The sequence below is a fragment of the Amycolatopsis melonis genome (assembly GCF_040064235.1).
GTDB classification, from domain to species: domain Bacteria; phylum Actinomycetota; class Actinomycetes; order Mycobacteriales; family Pseudonocardiaceae; genus Amycolatopsis; species Amycolatopsis melonis.
The window spans coordinates 346,851-361,870 of the sequence record NZ_JBDZYD010000004.1 but is presented as its reverse complement, the minus strand read 5'-3'; the positions used below and the strand labels follow the sequence as shown (position 1 = coordinate 361,870).

19 protein-coding genes are annotated in these 15,020 nt (G+C 73.2%); 6 read left to right on the top strand and 13 right to left on the bottom strand.

What is annotated here, in order from left to right:
• Positions 1–381: 381 nt before the first annotated feature.
• Complete coding sequence (locus ABJI51_RS12615; protein WP_348950343.1) at positions 382–729, top strand: hypothetical protein; 348 nt, start codon at positions 382–384, stop codon at positions 727–729.
• Here the strand turns inward: ABJI51_RS12615 and ABJI51_RS12610 are convergent.
• Positions 719–1,642: a DUF3800 domain-containing protein gene (locus ABJI51_RS12610; protein ID WP_348950341.1), complete on the bottom strand. Its 924-nt coding sequence runs from the start codon at positions 1,640–1,642 to the stop codon at positions 719–721. The two genes, ABJI51_RS12615 and ABJI51_RS12610, sit on opposite strands and share 11 nt — an antisense overlap.
• A gap of 88 nt (positions 1,643–1,730) precedes the next feature.
• On the opposite strand from ABJI51_RS12610, the gene ABJI51_RS12605 reads away from it, so the two are divergent.
• Both ABJI51_RS12605 and ABJI51_RS12600 read left to right on the top strand, forming a co-directional pair.
• On the top strand, positions 1,731–2,750 hold the full coding sequence (locus ABJI51_RS12605) for an alpha/beta hydrolase (protein WP_348950339.1): 1,020 nt from the start codon (positions 1,731–1,733) through the stop codon (positions 2,748–2,750).
• Positions 2,747–3,598, top strand: a complete 852-nt coding sequence (locus ABJI51_RS12600) for an alpha/beta fold hydrolase (protein ID WP_348950337.1) — start codon at positions 2,747–2,749, stop codon at positions 3,596–3,598. The genes ABJI51_RS12605 and ABJI51_RS12600 overlap by 4 nt, the downstream gene beginning before the upstream one ends.
• A 332-nt stretch (positions 3,599–3,930) precedes the next feature.
• Here ABJI51_RS12600 and ABJI51_RS12595 read toward each other — a convergent pair whose 3' ends face one another.
• The 5 genes from ABJI51_RS12595 to ABJI51_RS12575 form a co-directional block, all read right to left on the bottom strand.
• Positions 3,931–4,272, bottom strand: coding sequence for a DoxX family protein (locus ABJI51_RS12595; RefSeq protein ID WP_348950335.1), 342 nt, complete (start codon positions 4,270–4,272; stop codon positions 3,931–3,933).
• A 98-nt stretch (positions 4,273–4,370) separates the two neighbouring features.
• Positions 4,371–4,829: a GNAT family N-acetyltransferase gene (locus ABJI51_RS12590; protein WP_348950333.1), complete on the bottom strand. Its 459-nt coding sequence runs from the start codon at positions 4,827–4,829 to the stop codon at positions 4,371–4,373.
• A 55-nt stretch (positions 4,830–4,884) separates the two neighbouring features.
• Positions 4,885–5,304, bottom strand: a complete 420-nt coding sequence (locus ABJI51_RS12585; RefSeq protein ID WP_348950331.1) for a DUF6292 family protein — start codon at positions 5,302–5,304, stop codon at positions 4,885–4,887.
• 299 nt (positions 5,305–5,603) lie between these two features.
• The gene (ligD, locus tag ABJI51_RS12580; RefSeq protein ID WP_348950329.1) at positions 5,604–6,524 is read right to left on the bottom strand and encodes a non-homologous end-joining DNA ligase; all 921 of its coding nucleotides are present in this window, start codon (positions 6,522–6,524) and stop codon (positions 5,604–5,606) included.
• A 9-nt stretch (positions 6,525–6,533) separates the two neighbouring features.
• On the bottom strand, positions 6,534–7,280 hold the full coding sequence (locus tag ABJI51_RS12575; RefSeq protein WP_348950327.1) for an ANTAR domain-containing protein: 747 nt from the start codon (positions 7,278–7,280) through the stop codon (positions 6,534–6,536).
• 106 nt (positions 7,281–7,386) lie between these two features.
• On the opposite strand from ABJI51_RS12575, the gene ABJI51_RS12570 reads away from it, so the two are divergent.
• Positions 7,387–8,112, top strand: a complete 726-nt coding sequence (locus ABJI51_RS12570) for a GAF and ANTAR domain-containing protein (protein WP_348950325.1) — start codon at positions 7,387–7,389, stop codon at positions 8,110–8,112.
• Between the two features lie 5 nt (positions 8,113–8,117).
• Positions 8,118–9,482, top strand: coding sequence for a PP2C family protein-serine/threonine phosphatase (locus ABJI51_RS12565; protein ID WP_348950323.1), 1,365 nt, complete (start codon positions 8,118–8,120; stop codon positions 9,480–9,482).
• A gap of 337 nt (positions 9,483–9,819) precedes the next feature.
• Here ABJI51_RS12565 and ABJI51_RS12560 read toward each other — a convergent pair whose 3' ends face one another.
• Both ABJI51_RS12560 and ABJI51_RS12555 read right to left on the bottom strand, forming a co-directional pair.
• Entirely contained in the window at positions 9,820–10,215 is a 396-nt protein-coding gene (locus ABJI51_RS12560) for an STAS domain-containing protein (protein WP_348950321.1), read from the bottom strand.
• 95 nt (positions 10,216–10,310) lie between these two features.
• Positions 10,311–11,072 (bottom strand): GAF and ANTAR domain-containing protein, encoded by a 762-nt coding sequence (locus ABJI51_RS12555; RefSeq protein ID WP_348950320.1) that lies wholly within the window; start codon positions 11,070–11,072, stop codon positions 10,311–10,313.
• Between the two features lie 218 nt (positions 11,073–11,290).
• Between ABJI51_RS12555 and ABJI51_RS12550 the strand changes: the two genes are divergently transcribed.
• Entirely contained in the window at positions 11,291–12,253 is a 963-nt protein-coding gene (locus ABJI51_RS12550) for a PfkB family carbohydrate kinase (protein WP_348950318.1), read from the top strand.
• A gap of 18 nt (positions 12,254–12,271) precedes the next feature.
• Here the strand turns inward: ABJI51_RS12550 and ligD (ABJI51_RS12545) are convergent, their stop codons facing one another.
• The 5 genes from ligD (ABJI51_RS12545) to ABJI51_RS12525 are packed head-to-tail and all read right to left on the bottom strand — an operon-like array spanning position 12,272 to position 15,001.
• Positions 12,272–13,855 (bottom strand): non-homologous end-joining DNA ligase, encoded by a 1,584-nt coding sequence (gene ligD / locus ABJI51_RS12545; protein WP_348950316.1) that lies wholly within the window; start codon positions 13,853–13,855, stop codon positions 12,272–12,274.
• A gap of 17 nt (positions 13,856–13,872) precedes the next feature.
• Positions 13,873–14,007, bottom strand: coding sequence for a hypothetical protein (locus ABJI51_RS12540; protein ID WP_348950315.1), 135 nt, complete (start codon positions 14,005–14,007; stop codon positions 13,873–13,875).
• Positions 14,008–14,012: 5 nt separating this feature from the next.
• Complete coding sequence (locus ABJI51_RS12535) at positions 14,013–14,567, bottom strand: hemerythrin domain-containing protein (protein ID WP_348950313.1); 555 nt, start codon at positions 14,565–14,567, stop codon at positions 14,013–14,015.
• 60 nt (positions 14,568–14,627) lie between these two features.
• A complete protein-coding gene (locus tag ABJI51_RS12530) occupies positions 14,628–14,813 on the bottom strand; it encodes a hypothetical protein (RefSeq protein ID WP_348950311.1) in 186 nt (61 codons plus the stop codon).
• The gene (locus tag ABJI51_RS12525) at positions 14,813–15,001 is read right to left on the bottom strand and encodes a hypothetical protein (RefSeq protein ID WP_348950309.1); all 189 of its coding nucleotides are present in this window, start codon (positions 14,999–15,001) and stop codon (positions 14,813–14,815) included. Before ABJI51_RS12525 ends, ABJI51_RS12530 begins: the two co-directional genes overlap by 1 nt.
• Between the last annotated feature and the right edge of the window lie 19 nt (positions 15,002–15,020).

Sequence of the window (15,020 nt, the reverse complement as noted above, 5' to 3'; positions counted from 1 at the left end):
AATTGGATTCAAGAAAGTAAAAACACAATCCATGCAAGAAGTTCGTCCAGTTCGCGCCGCAGCGGTGGCCTCTGCGCTCGTTCTCAGCGCCACCGTGGCTGTCATGCCCACCCCAGAGGTGAGCACCCCGCAGACAACGCATATCGCCTCCGGGATCACATGTAGCCAGCCTCCCCGAGTCTTCGGCGAGGATTACTGGAATCCGGAGAGGAAAATCCTCTGCAACGGGGCAGCGGACGCGATCGCGTAACTGCCGGTTTGACCGGTGGTGGGGCAGCGACGAGCACGCTGTCCCACCCCACGCACAGGTGGGCCCCGCTTTCGGGCCTTGTGCAGCAGGTAGGCGGCCGTATCCTCGAAGGGGACCGGAGGGGGTCGCCCATGCCTGAGCCTGTCCTGATGTCCGTGGCCGCAGCTGTTGCCGGGAGGGTTGCCGCGGCGCTCTACACCCTCGTCAAGGCCAAGTTCGCCGATGATCCCGATGCCACGGCCGTTCTCGAGGCCGCCGAGGGGGCCGCGCAGGACTCGCCGCAAGTACGGGATCTCGCCGAGACCCTCGAAGCCAAGCAAGCTTCCGATCCCGCCTTCGGGGAGCAGCTGCGGACCGAATGGGAACGCTCCTCCGTCGGGCAGCAGGCCGAGTACGGGGGCGTCACCAACCAGGTCTCCGGCAGCGTCGGCGGGAACGTCGTGCAGGCGCGGGACATCGACGGCGACATCACCTTCTGAAGCGGCCGCTCCCCCACACCGAACCCTCGTCCACGAAGGGTTCCAGCAGTCCGGTCAGGCGGGCGTCGCCGCGGGTGTTCAGTTTGTCCGATGCTATGCGGCGGGCCACTCCGGCCAGGAAGTCCGCCATCTGGACTCGGGCGTCCGTGCGGGAGTCGACGAACCGGACTCCTGCCAGGCGGGGGCCCAGCGTGGACTTCAGCTGGAGGACGCGCTCGGCCGTCAGGGCCAGCTGCTCGTCGTGGACCAGCTCGACCGGGGTTGCCTCCGCGCTCCAGTGGCGGACCGTGTGGATCACCGCCGGGACCAGGGGGTCCAGGACCGGGACGAAACCCGGGTCCGTCGCCAACCTCGCCCGGTAGGCCGCCACGCGGTCCTCTCCGTCGCGGAAGCGGGCCAGGATCTCGCCCGCTTCGCCGCCGCTCTGCGCCAGCTCGGCTACCAGGGCGAAGAACTCCTCCGGGGACGTCGTCACGCCGCGGCGGGGGTTGAGGCGCAGCACGCTGGTGAATGCCGCCAGGAAGAAGTTCCAGCGGGCCGCTCCGAAGGCCACCGGGCCCGTGCGGTGGAGCGTGCGGGCCAGCTCTTCCGTGCCCTCGTCGGCCAGCAGCGTGACCGCCGCGCGGACCGCGAAGAACGTCTTGTCGGTCAGGTGCACGTGACCGCGGCCTGCCAGCGGGCCGTCCGGGGCGAGGAGCCATTCCAGCACCGGGCGGTGCTTGGCGCGCAGCAGGTGGTTGGCCTTGTACTCCTCCGCGGGCGAGCCGATGCGGGCCCGGATCTCGCGCAGGCAGGCCTCCGCCTCCTCCGGCGTCAGCCGCACGCCGGCGTGGGCGAAGACGTCCGTTTCGCCGCCGAGCAGGTTCTCGCCCTCGGACCCCGACTCGTCGCAGGCGATCTCGACCGGGGGCACCTGCCCGATCGTGCCAGACGCGCCGGGCCGCGGCGACCGGTTTACCGTCTGGGCCCACGGTGGCGGCGGCCCGTGGTTGACTGGCCGCATGCTGCCCTGGGACGGCACCCTCGCCGGCCGGCTCGACCGGCACACCGTCACTTCCGAGCTGCTGCGCGGGAACCCGCTCGGCGACCCGCACGAACGGCCGCTGTGGGTGTACGTCCCGCCGGGCTACGACGGCGGCGAGCGCTATCCGGCGGTGTACGTCATCCAGGGCTACACCGGGCACCTGACGATGTGGGCCAACCGGACCCCGTTCCGGCAGCCGTTCGTGGAGACGGCCGACGCCGTCTTCGCCGAGGGCGCGCCGGGGTGCGTCGTCGTGTACGTCGACGCGTGGACCGCGTACGGCGGCTCGCAGTTCGTCGACTCGCCGGGCACCGGGCGCTACCACTCCTACCTGTGCGACGAGATCGTGCCGTGGGTCGACGCGCGCTACCGGACCATCCCCGACCGCGAGTCACGCGCGATCGCGGGCAAGTCCTCGGGCGGCTTCGGCGCGATGATCACGCCGATGCTGCGTCCCGATCTCTTCGGCGCCTTGGCCACGCACGCGGGCGACTCGCTGTACGAACTGTGCTACGTGCCCGACTTCGGCAAGGCGGTCCGGGCCCTGCGCGACTACGACCAGGACATCCACGCGTGGTGGGCGGACTTCCGCAGCCGTCCGGCGTTCACCCGGCCGGAAGACCCGGTGCTGCTGCAGCTGCTCGGGGTTTCGGCGTGCTTCTCGGCGGCCGCGGACGGAACACCGGAACTGCCGTTCGACCCCGCGACCGGCGTGGTGCGGCCCGCGGTGTGGCAGCGCTGGCTCGGCTGGGACCCGGTCCGGATGGTGCCGGGCCACGCCGAAGCGGTGCGTTCGCTGCGGGCGGTGTGGATCGACGCGGGCACCAGCGACGAGTACTTCCTCGACGTCGGCGCGCAGGCGTTCCGGGCGGAACTCGCGCGGGCGGGCCTGCCGGACGAGCGGGTGCACTTCGAGCTGTTCGACGCCGGGCACGGCGCGATCGACTACCGCTACCCGCTTTCGCTGGCCTGGCTGGCCGGACGGCTGGCCCGATGACGCCGCCGGTCACCGAAACCGAGCTGACCCTGCCCGGCGGGCGCCGCCTGCACGTCCACGACACCGGCGGTCCCGCCCGGCTCACTGTCTTCTGGCACCACGGCACGCCCAACACCGGCGCGCCGCCCGGGCCGTTGCTGCCGCTGTCGCGGGAACTGGGTGTGCGGTGGGTGTCGTTCGACCGGCCCGGGTACGGCACTTCCACGCCGGTGCCCGGACGGCGCGTCGGCGACGTCGCGGAGTGCGTGACCGCCGTCGCCGACGCGCTCGGCATCGGCCGCTTCGCCCTCATGGGCCACTCCGGCGGCAGTTCGCACGCGCTCGCCTGCGCCGCGCTGCTGCCCGGGCGGGTGGTCGCCGTGGCGAGCCTCGCCGCGGTGGCGCCGTTCGGCGCCGAGGGCCTCGACTGGTTCGGCGGCATGGCCGCCGCGAGCGCCGCCTCACTGCGCGCGGCCACCGAAGGGCGGGCGGCCAAGGAAAAGCACGAAGCCGCCGCGGAGTTCGACCCGGACGTCTTCACCGCCGCCGACCTGGCCGCGCTCCGCGGGTCGTGGTCGTGGCTGAACGAGGTCGTCCGGGCGGCGCTCGCGGACGGGCCCGGCGGCCTGATCGACGACGACCTCGCCTACGTCCGGCCGTGGGGCTGCGACCCCGCCGGGATCACCGCGCCCGTCCTGCTGCTGCACGGCGAAGAGGACCGGATGATCCCCGCCTCGCACAGCGCCTGGCTCGCCGGGCGCTGCCCGGACGCGGAGTACCGGCCCTTGCCCGGCGAGGGACACCTGTCCGTGCTGCACCACGCGGCCGACGCCCTCCGGTGGCTCGCCCGGCACGGCGAAGCGATGTGACGCAGCGGCCTGCCCGCCACGGCCACGCGACTTGACGCACCAGCCCGCCCGCTACGGGGAAGCGACATGACGCACCAGCCCGCCCACCACAGCCACGCAACATGACGCAGCGGCCCGCCCGCCACGGCGACGCGACATGACGCACCAGCCCGCCCGCCACGGCGACGCGACGTGACGCGACGGCCACTCCGCCGCAGCCACGCAACATAAGGCACAGGCCCGCCCGTCACGGCGAAGCGACGTGACGCACCAGCCCACCCGTCACGGCCAAGCAACATGACGCACCAGCCCGGCCGCCACCGCCACCGCCACATGACGCGGCGGCCAGCCCGTCACAGCCACAGCACCAGCGAAGCAACCACCGGCGCGACGTAGAGCAGCGGGAACACCAGGTGCCCGTACGACCGCGCGCGGGCCACCGTGACGAGCGCGCCGGCGAAGTACAGCACCAGGCCGATCGCCGCCGCGATGCCGAGCGGTGGCACGAACAGGCCCGCGATCAGGCCTGCCGCGCCGGCCGCCTTGGCCGTGCCCAGCCAGGGCCACCATGCGCGGGGCACGCCGTACTCGGTGATCGGCTCGACGACCCACTTCGCGTGGGCGAACACCGAAACGGCCGAGAACCCCACCATGGCCGCGCCGGCGATGGTGACGATCAGGTGAGCGGTGGACATCGGAACTCCTCGGGTCGCGCGGACGCCGGGGTTCCGGGTCCGTCATCCCCCCGACTCCGCCGCCCGCGCCGATGTGACAGCCGCGCCGGTGATCGCGCTCACAGCGGCAGCCGCAGTACCACCTCCCCGTTGTCGATCTCGCCCGTCGGCCGGAATCCGTACTTCCGGTAGAACGGTCCCGGCCCGTCTTCGTCCGGCTGGTGGCTGGTGAGCAACTCGGTGCCGCCGTCCGCCCGCACCAGCTCGACAACCCGGTCGAGGACCGCGCGGCCGACACCGCGCCCCTGGTACCGCCGGTCGACGAGCAGCCGCCACAGGAAGTACGGCCCCAGGATGCCGGGACGGCCCGGCGGGACGTTCCAGCTCAGCATCACGAACCCGACGGGCTCGGCACCCACCTGGACGGCCCGGTACCAGGGCTCGGCCTCGGGGGTCGCCGCCGCGTCCTGCAGCGACTTCGTCACCGAGGCGACGAAGCGCTCCTGGGCCGGGTGCACGCGCAACGCACGAACGGCCTCGCGGTTCGCCGCCGTGATCTCGACCAGCCGGATCCTCATGGCACCACGGAACCACACACCACCGACAATTCCCGGGCCGTTCCCCTGTGGACGGTCAGTGGGCAGGCAGCAGGGGCAGCAGCTCCTGATGACTGCCCGCGCGGCGCAGCACCGGCGAGCCAGGGCCGTCCGGTTCCAGCGCGCCCGCCCGGAGGGCACCGAGGAAGCCGACGATCACCCGCGGCGGGGGCAGGATGTCCGCTCCGCCCAGGTATGCCAGCACGATCATCTCCTCGCCGCACGCCGCCTCGACCGCGACCGCCCAGCCGTGCACTTCGTCCCACAGCAGGGCGACGTCGCGGTCGGGGAAGCGGCGCAGGCGCCAGTCCACCGCGACGTACGCCGAGACCGGGACGTCCACGTCCACCGTGCAGGACTCGAGGCCGAAGCCGAGCGCCCTGGCCACCTCGCCCAGGTACGCGCGAAGGCCGCGCTGGAACCAGAACTCGAGATCGGCGTCGATCAGGCCGGACACCCGTTTCCCTTCTCCTGCCGGGCGGAACGCCGCCTCGTCTTCGCGTATTCGACAACAATGGCGACGGCCGCCGAATCAATGTCACCGGCCGCTGCTGCGGCCCGTGCCGACGGTTTACGCGTAGACCGTACCGAGTTCGTCCAGGTTGCCGCACAAGGCGAAGCGTGCCGTGCACCGACACGGCCGTCTGCACGTGCAGCAGTCCACAGAGGACGATCACAATCCCCAGGTGATCCCCGTTCTTTCCGGCAATACCGCGAACCGGCCGGTGATTCGGCGGAAACCGCGGTGGCCGAAATTCAGCCGAACGCAGGAATCGGCACCCTGGTCCGTTCCAGATCGGCGAAAAGGTCGCCGACGTCCTCGACGCGCGCCAGCACCTGGCCGGCGGTGAACCGCAGGTGCGTCACGTGCCGGCAGGCGCGGACCTCGTCCCACGTGACCGGAGTCGACACCGTCGGCTCGTCGCGCCCGCGCAGCGAGTACGGCGCGACGGTCGTCTTGAACGGGTTGTTCTGGCTCCAGTCGATGAACACCTTGCCCGGGCGCAGGTTCTTCGTCATCCGCGCCACGACGAGGTCCGGCGTCTCCGCGGCGAGCCGCTCGGCCAGCGCCTTCGCGTACTGCGACGGCTCCCCGCCGTCCTCGGTCACCACGCCCGCGTACAGCTGCAGGCCCTTGGAACCGCTCGTCTTGGCCACCGGGCTGAGCCCGTCGGCGGTGAGCACGTCGTAGAGCCGTTCGGCGACCCGGCAGCAGTCGACCACCGTCGCGCCCGGCCCCGGGTCGAGGTCGAACACCAGCCGGTCGGGTGTGCCACGCTCGTCGCCGGGGCCGACGGTCCACTGGTGGACGTGCAGCTCCAGTGCCGCCAGGTTGGCCGCCCAGACCAGCTCGGGCAGGTCGTTGATCAGCGGGTAGGCGACGATCTCCGGGTCCTTGCCCCGGCCGCCGACGGTCAGGCGCGCGGTGCGGACCCAGTCGGGCGCGTGCCGCGAGACGTCCTTTTCGAAGAAAGAGCCGCCGTCGACGCCGTCGGGAAACCGCACGAAGGTCATCGCCCGGTCGCGGATGTGCGGCAGCAGCAGCGGCGCGATCCGCGTGTAGTAGTCGAGTACCTCGCCCTTGGTGAAGCCGTCACGCGGGTAGAGCACCTTCTCCAGGTTGGACAGCGTCAGCTGCCGATCGCCCACCTGCACCGTGATCCGGCTCCCCGCCACGCCCCCACGTTACCGCGGCAGGACGCCGCCGGAGATCACCCGCGTGACGAACCGCTCCGCGACTTCGCGCAGCTTCACGTTCTCCCGCTGCGACTGCTCCACCAGCAACGCGAACGCGTCGTCGGCGTCGATCTGGCGGATCGCCATCAGCATGCCCTTGGCCTGGTCGATCACCGCACGGGAGGTCAGCGCCGTCCGCAGGTGCTCGGCCGTCTCGCGGGCGCGCAGGTAGCGGTGGTAAACGCGCAGGATCGCCTCCACCGCGGCCGTGTACAGCTCGAGCAGCTGGGCTTCGATCTCGGCGAAGCCGCCGTCGAGGCGGCCGTAGCAGTTGACCGCGCCGGAGAACCGCTCGTCCGCCACCAGCGGTGCCGCCAGGAAGCTCGAGAAGCCCGCCGCCTCCGCGCCACGGGCGAAGTCCGGCCAGCGGGCCGCCGCTTCGGACACCGGCGTGCGGACGATCTTGCCGTTGCGGATCGCTTCGAGGCAGGGCCCGTCGCCGATGCGGTACTGGTCGCCGTCGAGTTCGGCCACCACGCCGCTGGTCGCCGACGCCGTGTGCGGCTCCTCGCCGGTCACCAGTGTCACCGACGCCTCGTCCACCCCCGGGACCGCATGGCGGACCTGCAGGCACACGTGCCGGAGCAGGATCCGGAAGTCCTCCTCCTCGCGCAGGACCGCGGTCAGCGCCTCCAGCGCCCCGGTGACCTCGTCGAACAGCGGCGAGGCCGTCGTACCGGGTTCGGGTTGTTCCATGTCGGCTCCTCCCGCTCGGGCGCGCAGGCCCCCGGGTACCCGGATTCCCGCGGGCCATGTCCACGAACGGGGTTTGCCGGTGTCCCCCGGTTGGTAATCCGCGGCCATGTCGTCGGAACAGGCGCTGCCGCTGGACGGCGAGCTGGCCGCGGTCGCCGCGCGGATGTCCGGTCTGCTGCTGTCGCGCGAGACCGTCGATGCGGTCCTCGAACTGATCGTCGCGCTGGCGGGGGCCACGGTCACCGCCGCCGCGGGCGCGGGGGTCACCCTCGTCGACGACGCCGGGCAGCTCACCACGACCAGCGCGTCGGACTCGCTCGTGCGCGACGCCGACGCCCTGCAGTACGCACTGGCGGAAGGGCCCTGCGTGGCCGCGCTGGCCGAATGCGCGCCGCAGCGGATCGACGACGTCACCACCGAGCGGCGGTGGCGGCGCTGGTGTGCCGCGGTCGCCGGCTCGGGACTGCGGTCGGTGCTCAGCACCCCGATGGTCACCGGGGACGGCTGCCACGGCGCCATCAAGGTCTACGCGACCACGCCCGGCGCCTTCGGGCCCTCCGACGAGCGGACGCTCGCGACCTTCGCCGAGCGCGCGGCGGCGCTGGTCGGCCACGCCCGCGCCCACGAGCGGGCGAGCCGGTTCAGCGAGCAGTTCAAGCACACGCTGCGCGACCGCGACCTGGTCGGCATGGCCAAGGGCTACCTGATGGGCCGGGACGGGCTCGGCGAGGACGCCGCGTTCGACCGGCTGCTGACACTGGCGAGAGCACACGGCCGCACCCCGGCCGCCGCGGCGGCGGACCTGCTCGCGCCGGTGTCACGGGAAAGGTGAGCCCGATGCGGTTCGTGCCCGAGGAGGAACAGCGCCGGCTGATCGCCGCCTGCTTCGCCCGGAGCGGCCTGACGCCGGAAGAGCTGTGGATGCGGTACTTCGCGCTCGGCGGCAGCATGAGCCTGTTCGAGCTGGACGCCTACCTCAACGAGCTGGCCGGCCTGCCCCGCGTCGACCGGGACATGGTCGCGCACGCGGTCAACGAGCGGCTCGACGAGCTGAGCGGGTCCTCGCGGGCGCCCTACAGCCACCCGGTGCGGGACGCGAAGCCGTTGCACGGCCCGCTGAAGGCCCTGGTCGACCTGCTCGAAGGCGCGCACCGCGCCCCGCCCGAACGGCTGCCCGCCATCGTCACCGAGGCGGGCCGCGCGCTCGACCTGACGATCGGCGTCTACCTGGCCGACTACGACCAGGACACGCTCGTGCCGCTACGGCCCGGCGCACCGGAGCTGGACATCGAGTCCAGCGTCGGCGGCGAGGTGTTCCGCCGCGCCGGGACCACGGTCACGCGCGAGGGCACCCTGTGGACGGTGCTGCTCGACGGCGTGGAACGGCTCGGCGTGCTGGAGATCGTCCCGGACGGCGGCACCGACCCGGACGACCCGGTGCTGCGGGAGCAGTGCCGGTGGCTGGCCGCGCTGCTCGGGCACCTCGTCACCAGCACGACCCAGTACGGCGACGGCCTGGACGCCCGGCGACGGCGGCGGCACCGCGGCTCCCCCACCGAGCTGCTGTGGCAGAGCCTGCCACCGCTCACCGGCGCGACCGAAAGCGTCGTCATCGGCGCGAGCGTGCAGCCCGCCTACGACGTCTGCGGCACCGTGTTCGACTACGCCCTTTCCGAACGGCGCGCCCAGTTCGCGCTGTTCGACGCCGGCCCGCGCTCGGCCGCGGCGAACATCGCCGCCGTGACCGCCCTCGCCGCCTACCGTTCGGCCCGCCACGACGGGATCCCGCTCGACGGGCAGTTCGCCACGGTCGGTGCCGCGCTCGACGCGCTGCCGGGAGTCCCGGCCGTCACCGGGGCGGTCGCCGAGCTGGACCTGGGCACCGGGTTGCTGCGCTGGCGGGATTCGGGACAGCCGGCGCCGCTGCTCGTGCGGCGCGGCGAGGTGTCTGCGGTGGAGCGCGCGGAGGTGCGTCTCGAACCCGGCGACCTCGTCGCGCTGTACTCCGGCGGCGTCGCGGAAGCCGCGGACCGGGACGGCGAGCCGTTCGGCCGGCACCGGATCATCCGGCACCTCGCGGAGGACGCCGACGGCCTTCCCCCGGAGATCGCCCGGCGGCTCACGCGGGCCGTGCTGGGCCACGGCGACGGGGCGCTGCGGCGGGATGCCGGCGTGCTGGTTGCGCGGTGGGTGCCGTCCTGAGCCGGGCGAGGCAGGTTCGCACCGAAGGCCGCCTTGGTTGCGCTCAACGCACCGAAGGCCACCTTGGGGCGCTCCGGCCACCAACGCCACCTCGGGTACGCCCAACGCACCCAAGGCCACCTTGGGGCGCTCCGGCCTACTGCCGGCCGGCTGGCCGGCAGAGCGCGGGCCCGGTGCGGCCGGCGGCGGCTCACCTCAGTGTCTTGAATGACTCATTCAGGACCTCCGAAGACCTGAATGAGTCATTCAAGACACCGGACCACCCCAGCGCCCGGGGACACGCGAGCGGTAGGTCGCAAAAGGTGGTTCGCCAACGCCGCCTCGGGGCGCCGCTTGCTCAGCAGGCGGTGTCGTGCACCCCGGCCGCCAGCAGCTCGCGCAGGGCGTCCGACAGCGAGGCGAACATCGGCACCACCGCGGCCAGCCCGGTGATCCGGAACAGCCGGGCCAGTGTGCGGCTGTTCGCCACCACGCCGAAGCGGCGTCCCTCGGCGCCCGCCTTCTCCGCGGCCGTGGCCAGCGCGCGGGCGCCCGCCAGGCCGACGAACGCCACGTGCGTCAGGTCCACGATCGTCGTCCCCGGTGGTGCCGTGCCCAGTTCGCGGTCGAGGATCGGCAGGGTCAGCGCGTCGATCTCGCCGGCGAACGTGAGCACCAGGAGACCGGGGCGGTACACCGTCCGGCGCGCCGTGAGCGGCGCGGACCGGGTCGGGACCGGTGGGATGGGGGACACGGGTTCGGCAGGCCTTCCGCGCCGGCGGGCGCCGGCGACGCAACGAGTGATCAAGGACGGGGTCTTGGTACCCAAACACCCGGCGGCAAAACGCCCTATCGGGTGGTGAACGCCGACCAGAGCCGCTCCGCCGCGTGCCGGGCGGGAGCGCCGGGGCGGATCTGCGGCGTGCCCTCCGGCTGCAGGACCGCGTCGCCGCCGAGGTGCTCGACCAGCGCGACGGCCAGCTCGCGGACCTTGACGTTGAACTCCTGGCTGGCGCGGCGCAGGGTCTGCCACGCCTCGTCCGGCGGGCAGCGCCGGACCGCCATCAGCGCGCCCTTCGCCTGCTCGATGGCGGCGCGCGAGGCGAGCAGGTCGAGCATCTGGCCCGGATCGCCCGCGGTGGCCGTCCCGGCGACGACCAGTGTCATTTCGGTGAGCTTCTCGTAGTGGTGCAGGACCGCGGTCGTCTCGGGACCGGGCGCGCGGTCGAGGGCCACCGACAGCACGAAAGTCCCGCTGTCGTCCCAGAATCCCGGCAGCGCGGCGGCGCCGCGGACGGCTGCGGCGGCACCGGAAACGGCGTCGCGGGTCAGGCCGGGCCAGCGGGGGTCGCCGAAGAGGTCGCCGGTCGTGACTGCCTCGCCGGTGGCGGCCGCGTGGGCGATCGGGCCGCCGTGCGCGAGCTGGGCGGGGACGAGCTGTGCGGCGACGCCCGCGGTGGCCAGCGCCCGCAACGCGCGGTCGCCGTGACTGACGGTGATGGCCGCGCCCAGGCAGCCGGGCAGCTCGCCGGCGACCCGTTCGAGCAGGGCCTGCAGCAGTTCGGTCAGCGGTCTCCAGCGGTCCGCCGCGTTCATCAGGGTCTCGGTCACCGTTCCTCCAGCAGGGTCTGGGTCTCTTGATTACCGCACCGGACCGTGATCCACACCTGGTGAGGGGCCGCTTGTGGAATCGGCCACGCGACACGCCACGCCGCTGGGCTGTCCGGCGCAGGCGGCTGCTCCGATCACCCTCCGCCACGACGGACACGGACGGGTCGGGTGACCCGAACGAGCGGTTTACCCGTGCCGCGCCGCGGGGTAGCCGATCGGTGGATGTCGAGGAGGCGCCGGTGATGTTCAGCGAAGTCGTCGTCGCCGGGCAGATCGCCCGCGACCTGGTGATCGAGGTCCCCGAGGCGCCCGACGCGGACTCCTCGGCGCCCGTGCGGCACCGGCAGGAGCTGCTCGGCGGGAAGGGCGCCAACCAGGCCGTGGCGCTGAGCCAGCTCGGGACGTCGGTGTCGCTCGTCGGCGTCGTCGGCCGGGACCGCACCGGGGACACGCTGCTCGCCCAGGCCAGGGCCGACCGGATCGGCACCGCGCACGTGGTGCGCCGGGCCGGGGTGGAGACGGCGCTGCTCGTCGACGTCGTCGACGACGACGGACGGCGGCGCTACCTCGAGCACGTCCCCGAGGGCACGCTGCTCACCGAAACCGACGTCTTCGCCGCGTCCGCCCCGATCTCGGCGGCCGGCTCGCTCATCGTGCAGCTGCAGCAGCCCGCCCCGGCGGCGTTGCTCGCCGCGCGGCTGGCGCACACCGCGGGCACGCGGGTCGTCCTGGACGGGGCGCCGCAGGACGACCGGCTCGCCGGCGACCTGCTGGCACTGGCCGACGTCCTGCGCGCCGACGGCCACGAAGCGGAACTGCTCACCGGGCGCCCGGTGGACGACGTCGCGGCGGCGGCACGGGCGGCGGCGGAACTCCGGCGGCGCGGGCCGTCGCTGGTGGTGCTGGAAGTCGGCGGGCAGGGCAATCTCTTCGCCGGGCCGGAGGGCACGTGGTTCGTGCCGCACGTCGAGACCGCCGTCGTCGACCCCACCGGCGCCGGAGACGCGCTGGTGGCGACCCTGACCGCGGCGCTGACCCGCCGCCGTCCGCTGGAGACGGCGGCAAGCCTCGCCGTCGCGGCGGCCGCGGCGACGACCGAGCACGCGGGCGGCCGCCCGCACCTGTCCCGCCCCGACCTCGACCGGCTGCAACCGCGGCGGCTCGAGACGGTCCGCGCCTGACCTCGCTGCCGTTGGTGATCAGAGGCCCGGCAGCTGCTGTTCCAGGCCGAGCAGCGCCGCGAACGGGTCACCGCGGCCGGCCAGGCGGCCCGGGACGTCGCGGATGGTCCACCGGTCCGGCGCGAGGTCCGGGTCGTCCAGCTCGTCCCACTCCAGCGGCACCGACACCGGCGCGCCGGGCCGGGGACGCACGCTGTAGGGCGCCACGAGCGTCTTGTTGAGCACGTTCTGCGTGTAGTCCAGGCGGGCCCGGCCGCGGCGCTTGTCCTTCGTCCAGGCCCAGCTGACCAGGTCGGGCAGCACCCGCCCGATCGTCTTGGACACCGTCTCCGCCCACGCCCGGGTCTGCTCGAACGTGCACCGCGGCACGATCGGCACCCACACCTGGATTCCGCGCTGCCCGGTCACCTTCGGCCGTCCGGTGAGGCCGAAGTGTTCCAGGGCCGTGCGGTGCAGGCGCGCCAGTTCCAGCACCTCGGCGAACGTCGTCTCCGGGCCAGGGTCGATGTCGAACAGCACCCACGTCGGGTGGTCGACGTCGGCGGCGCGCGAGGTCCAGGCGTGCAGCTCCAGCGCGCCGTAGTTCGCCAGCCAGGCCAGCGTCGCGACACTGTCGGCCACGACGTACCGCTGGGTCTCCCCCGCGTCCGCACGCTCGTTGCGCCACGTCGTGAGCCACTCCGGCGCGTGCTGCGGGACCTCCTTCTGCCAGAAGCCCGGCTCGGTGACGCCCTGCGGGAACCGGTGGGTGTTCAGCGGCCGCCCGGCCAGGTAGGGCAGCAGCACCGGCCCGGTCGTGACGTAGTAGCGGATCAGGTCCCGCTTGGTGACCGGCGAGCCGCCGTCGCGTGCCGGGAAGAGCACCTTGTCCAGGTTGGTCAGGGCCAGCTCGCGGCCGGCGACCGACCAGCGGCCCTTGGTGCCGAGCGCGTCGAGGGCGGCCAGCTCGTCCGCGGTCGCGGCGGGGAAGCCCACCGCCTCCTCGGCTTCGGCGGCGGGCCGGTCGCCGTGCCAGAGCGCGTCGGGAGCGGCCGCGACCTCGTCGTTGGTGCGGCCGCTCTTCACCGAGCGCGGATGGTCCTCGGCGTCCCAGCCTGCCTTCGCGTGCTCGTCCTGCTTGTGCAGGAGGAACCACTGCTCCTTGTCCCCGTTGTCACGGCGGGTGCGGACCAGGACGAACCGCCCGGCCAGCTTCTCGCCGTCGAGGTCGAAGTGCAGGGTGCCGTCCTCGATCGCGCGGGCCGGATCGTCTTCGACAGGCCGCCACACCCCGCGGTCCCAGACGATGACGTCGCCGCCGCCGTACTCGCCGCGCGGGATCACGCCCTCGAAGTCGGCGTACTCGATCGGGTGATCTTCGACGTGCACGGCCAGCCGGCGGGCCTTCGGGTCCAGCGTGGGCCCCTTCGGCACCGCCCAGCTGACCAGCACGCCGCCGAGCTCCAGCCGGAAGTCGTAGTGCAGCCGCCGCGCGCGGTGGCGCTGCACGACGAACCGGTGCCCGTCCGGGCCCGGCGCGGCTCCCCCGGCCGGCTCCGCGGTCCGGCCGAAGTCGCGCATCTGCTGGTAGCGCCGCAGTTTGCGGGCCGGAGCCTCTGCCATGCCCGTGGAGTACCCACTCAGTCCGGCGCCGACCACGGCGGGTTCTTCTTCGCCAGCTCCTCGTATTCGGCCACGTCCTGCGGGCTCGGGTCAAGCCCGGCCTCTTCCGCGAACTCCTCGGGGTCGACGACGTCGTCGTCGGGTTCGGTCACGGCGATCAGCTCCCCAGTGCGCCGCGGATGAGGTCGCGCGCCCGGTCCATGATCGCCGCCGGCGGGCCCAGCAGCAGGTTCGCCGTCGCGCTCTCCGCGCCCGGGTGCGGGCGGGTCGGGCCGACCGCTTCGGCCAGCTTGGCCGTCGCCGCCATCGCCCGCAGCCGCTCCGGCGGCCGGTGGGCACGCAGCAGCGGGAACTCCTCGCGCTCTTCGTGTTCGGCGTGCGCGAGGACGTCGTCGCGCAGCTGCACGAGCAGCGTGTCGAAGCCGTCGGCTTCCGGACCCATCTTCTGCAGGGTCGTCAGCAGCTCCTTGGCGCGGTGTTCCTCGCCCAGCCGGGCTTCGACGACCGGCTTCGCTGCGGGTTCCAGGTCGCGGATCTCCGGGTGCACGACCAGCTCCTCCGCCGTCTCGTGCACCGCCAGCAGCCGCACGAGGTCGTGGAACAGGTCCCGCCGCCGCTCGCCTTCGGCGGTCTCCAGCCCGGCGAACAGCTCGCGGATCTCCCGGTGCTGCCGCTGCAGCAGCTCGATGACGTCCTCGTCGTGCTCCGCCATGGGCGGCCTCCTCCTCGTCGGTGGTTTCGTCGGCAGGAGGCTTTCCCCGTCCCCGGCGGGTTACTCGTCGCGGCCGGCCACCGTGAGCCACAACGCGCCGGCGGCAGCCAGCGCGAAGCCCGCCACCGTCCACCACGACCACCAGGTGAAGAACGCGACGACCAGCCCCACGGCGAGCAGGACACCGCCGCCGACCGACGCGGTGTCCTCGTTCCCGGCCCGGGAAAACCCTCCGGTGGCGGCCATCAGCCCACCTGCCCGTCGACGGCGGCCACGACGAGTGCCGCGCAGCGCGGCACGGTCACGCCCCGTTCCTGCGCCATCGACGCCAGCGCGGCCTGCGCGGCGGCACGGGTGAGGCCCTGCGCGGCCAGGATGTCGAGCGCCAGGCCGACGACGTCGGCCGCGGGCGGGGTGTCAGTGCGCACGGGCATCGGAAGACCTCCGGCTCGA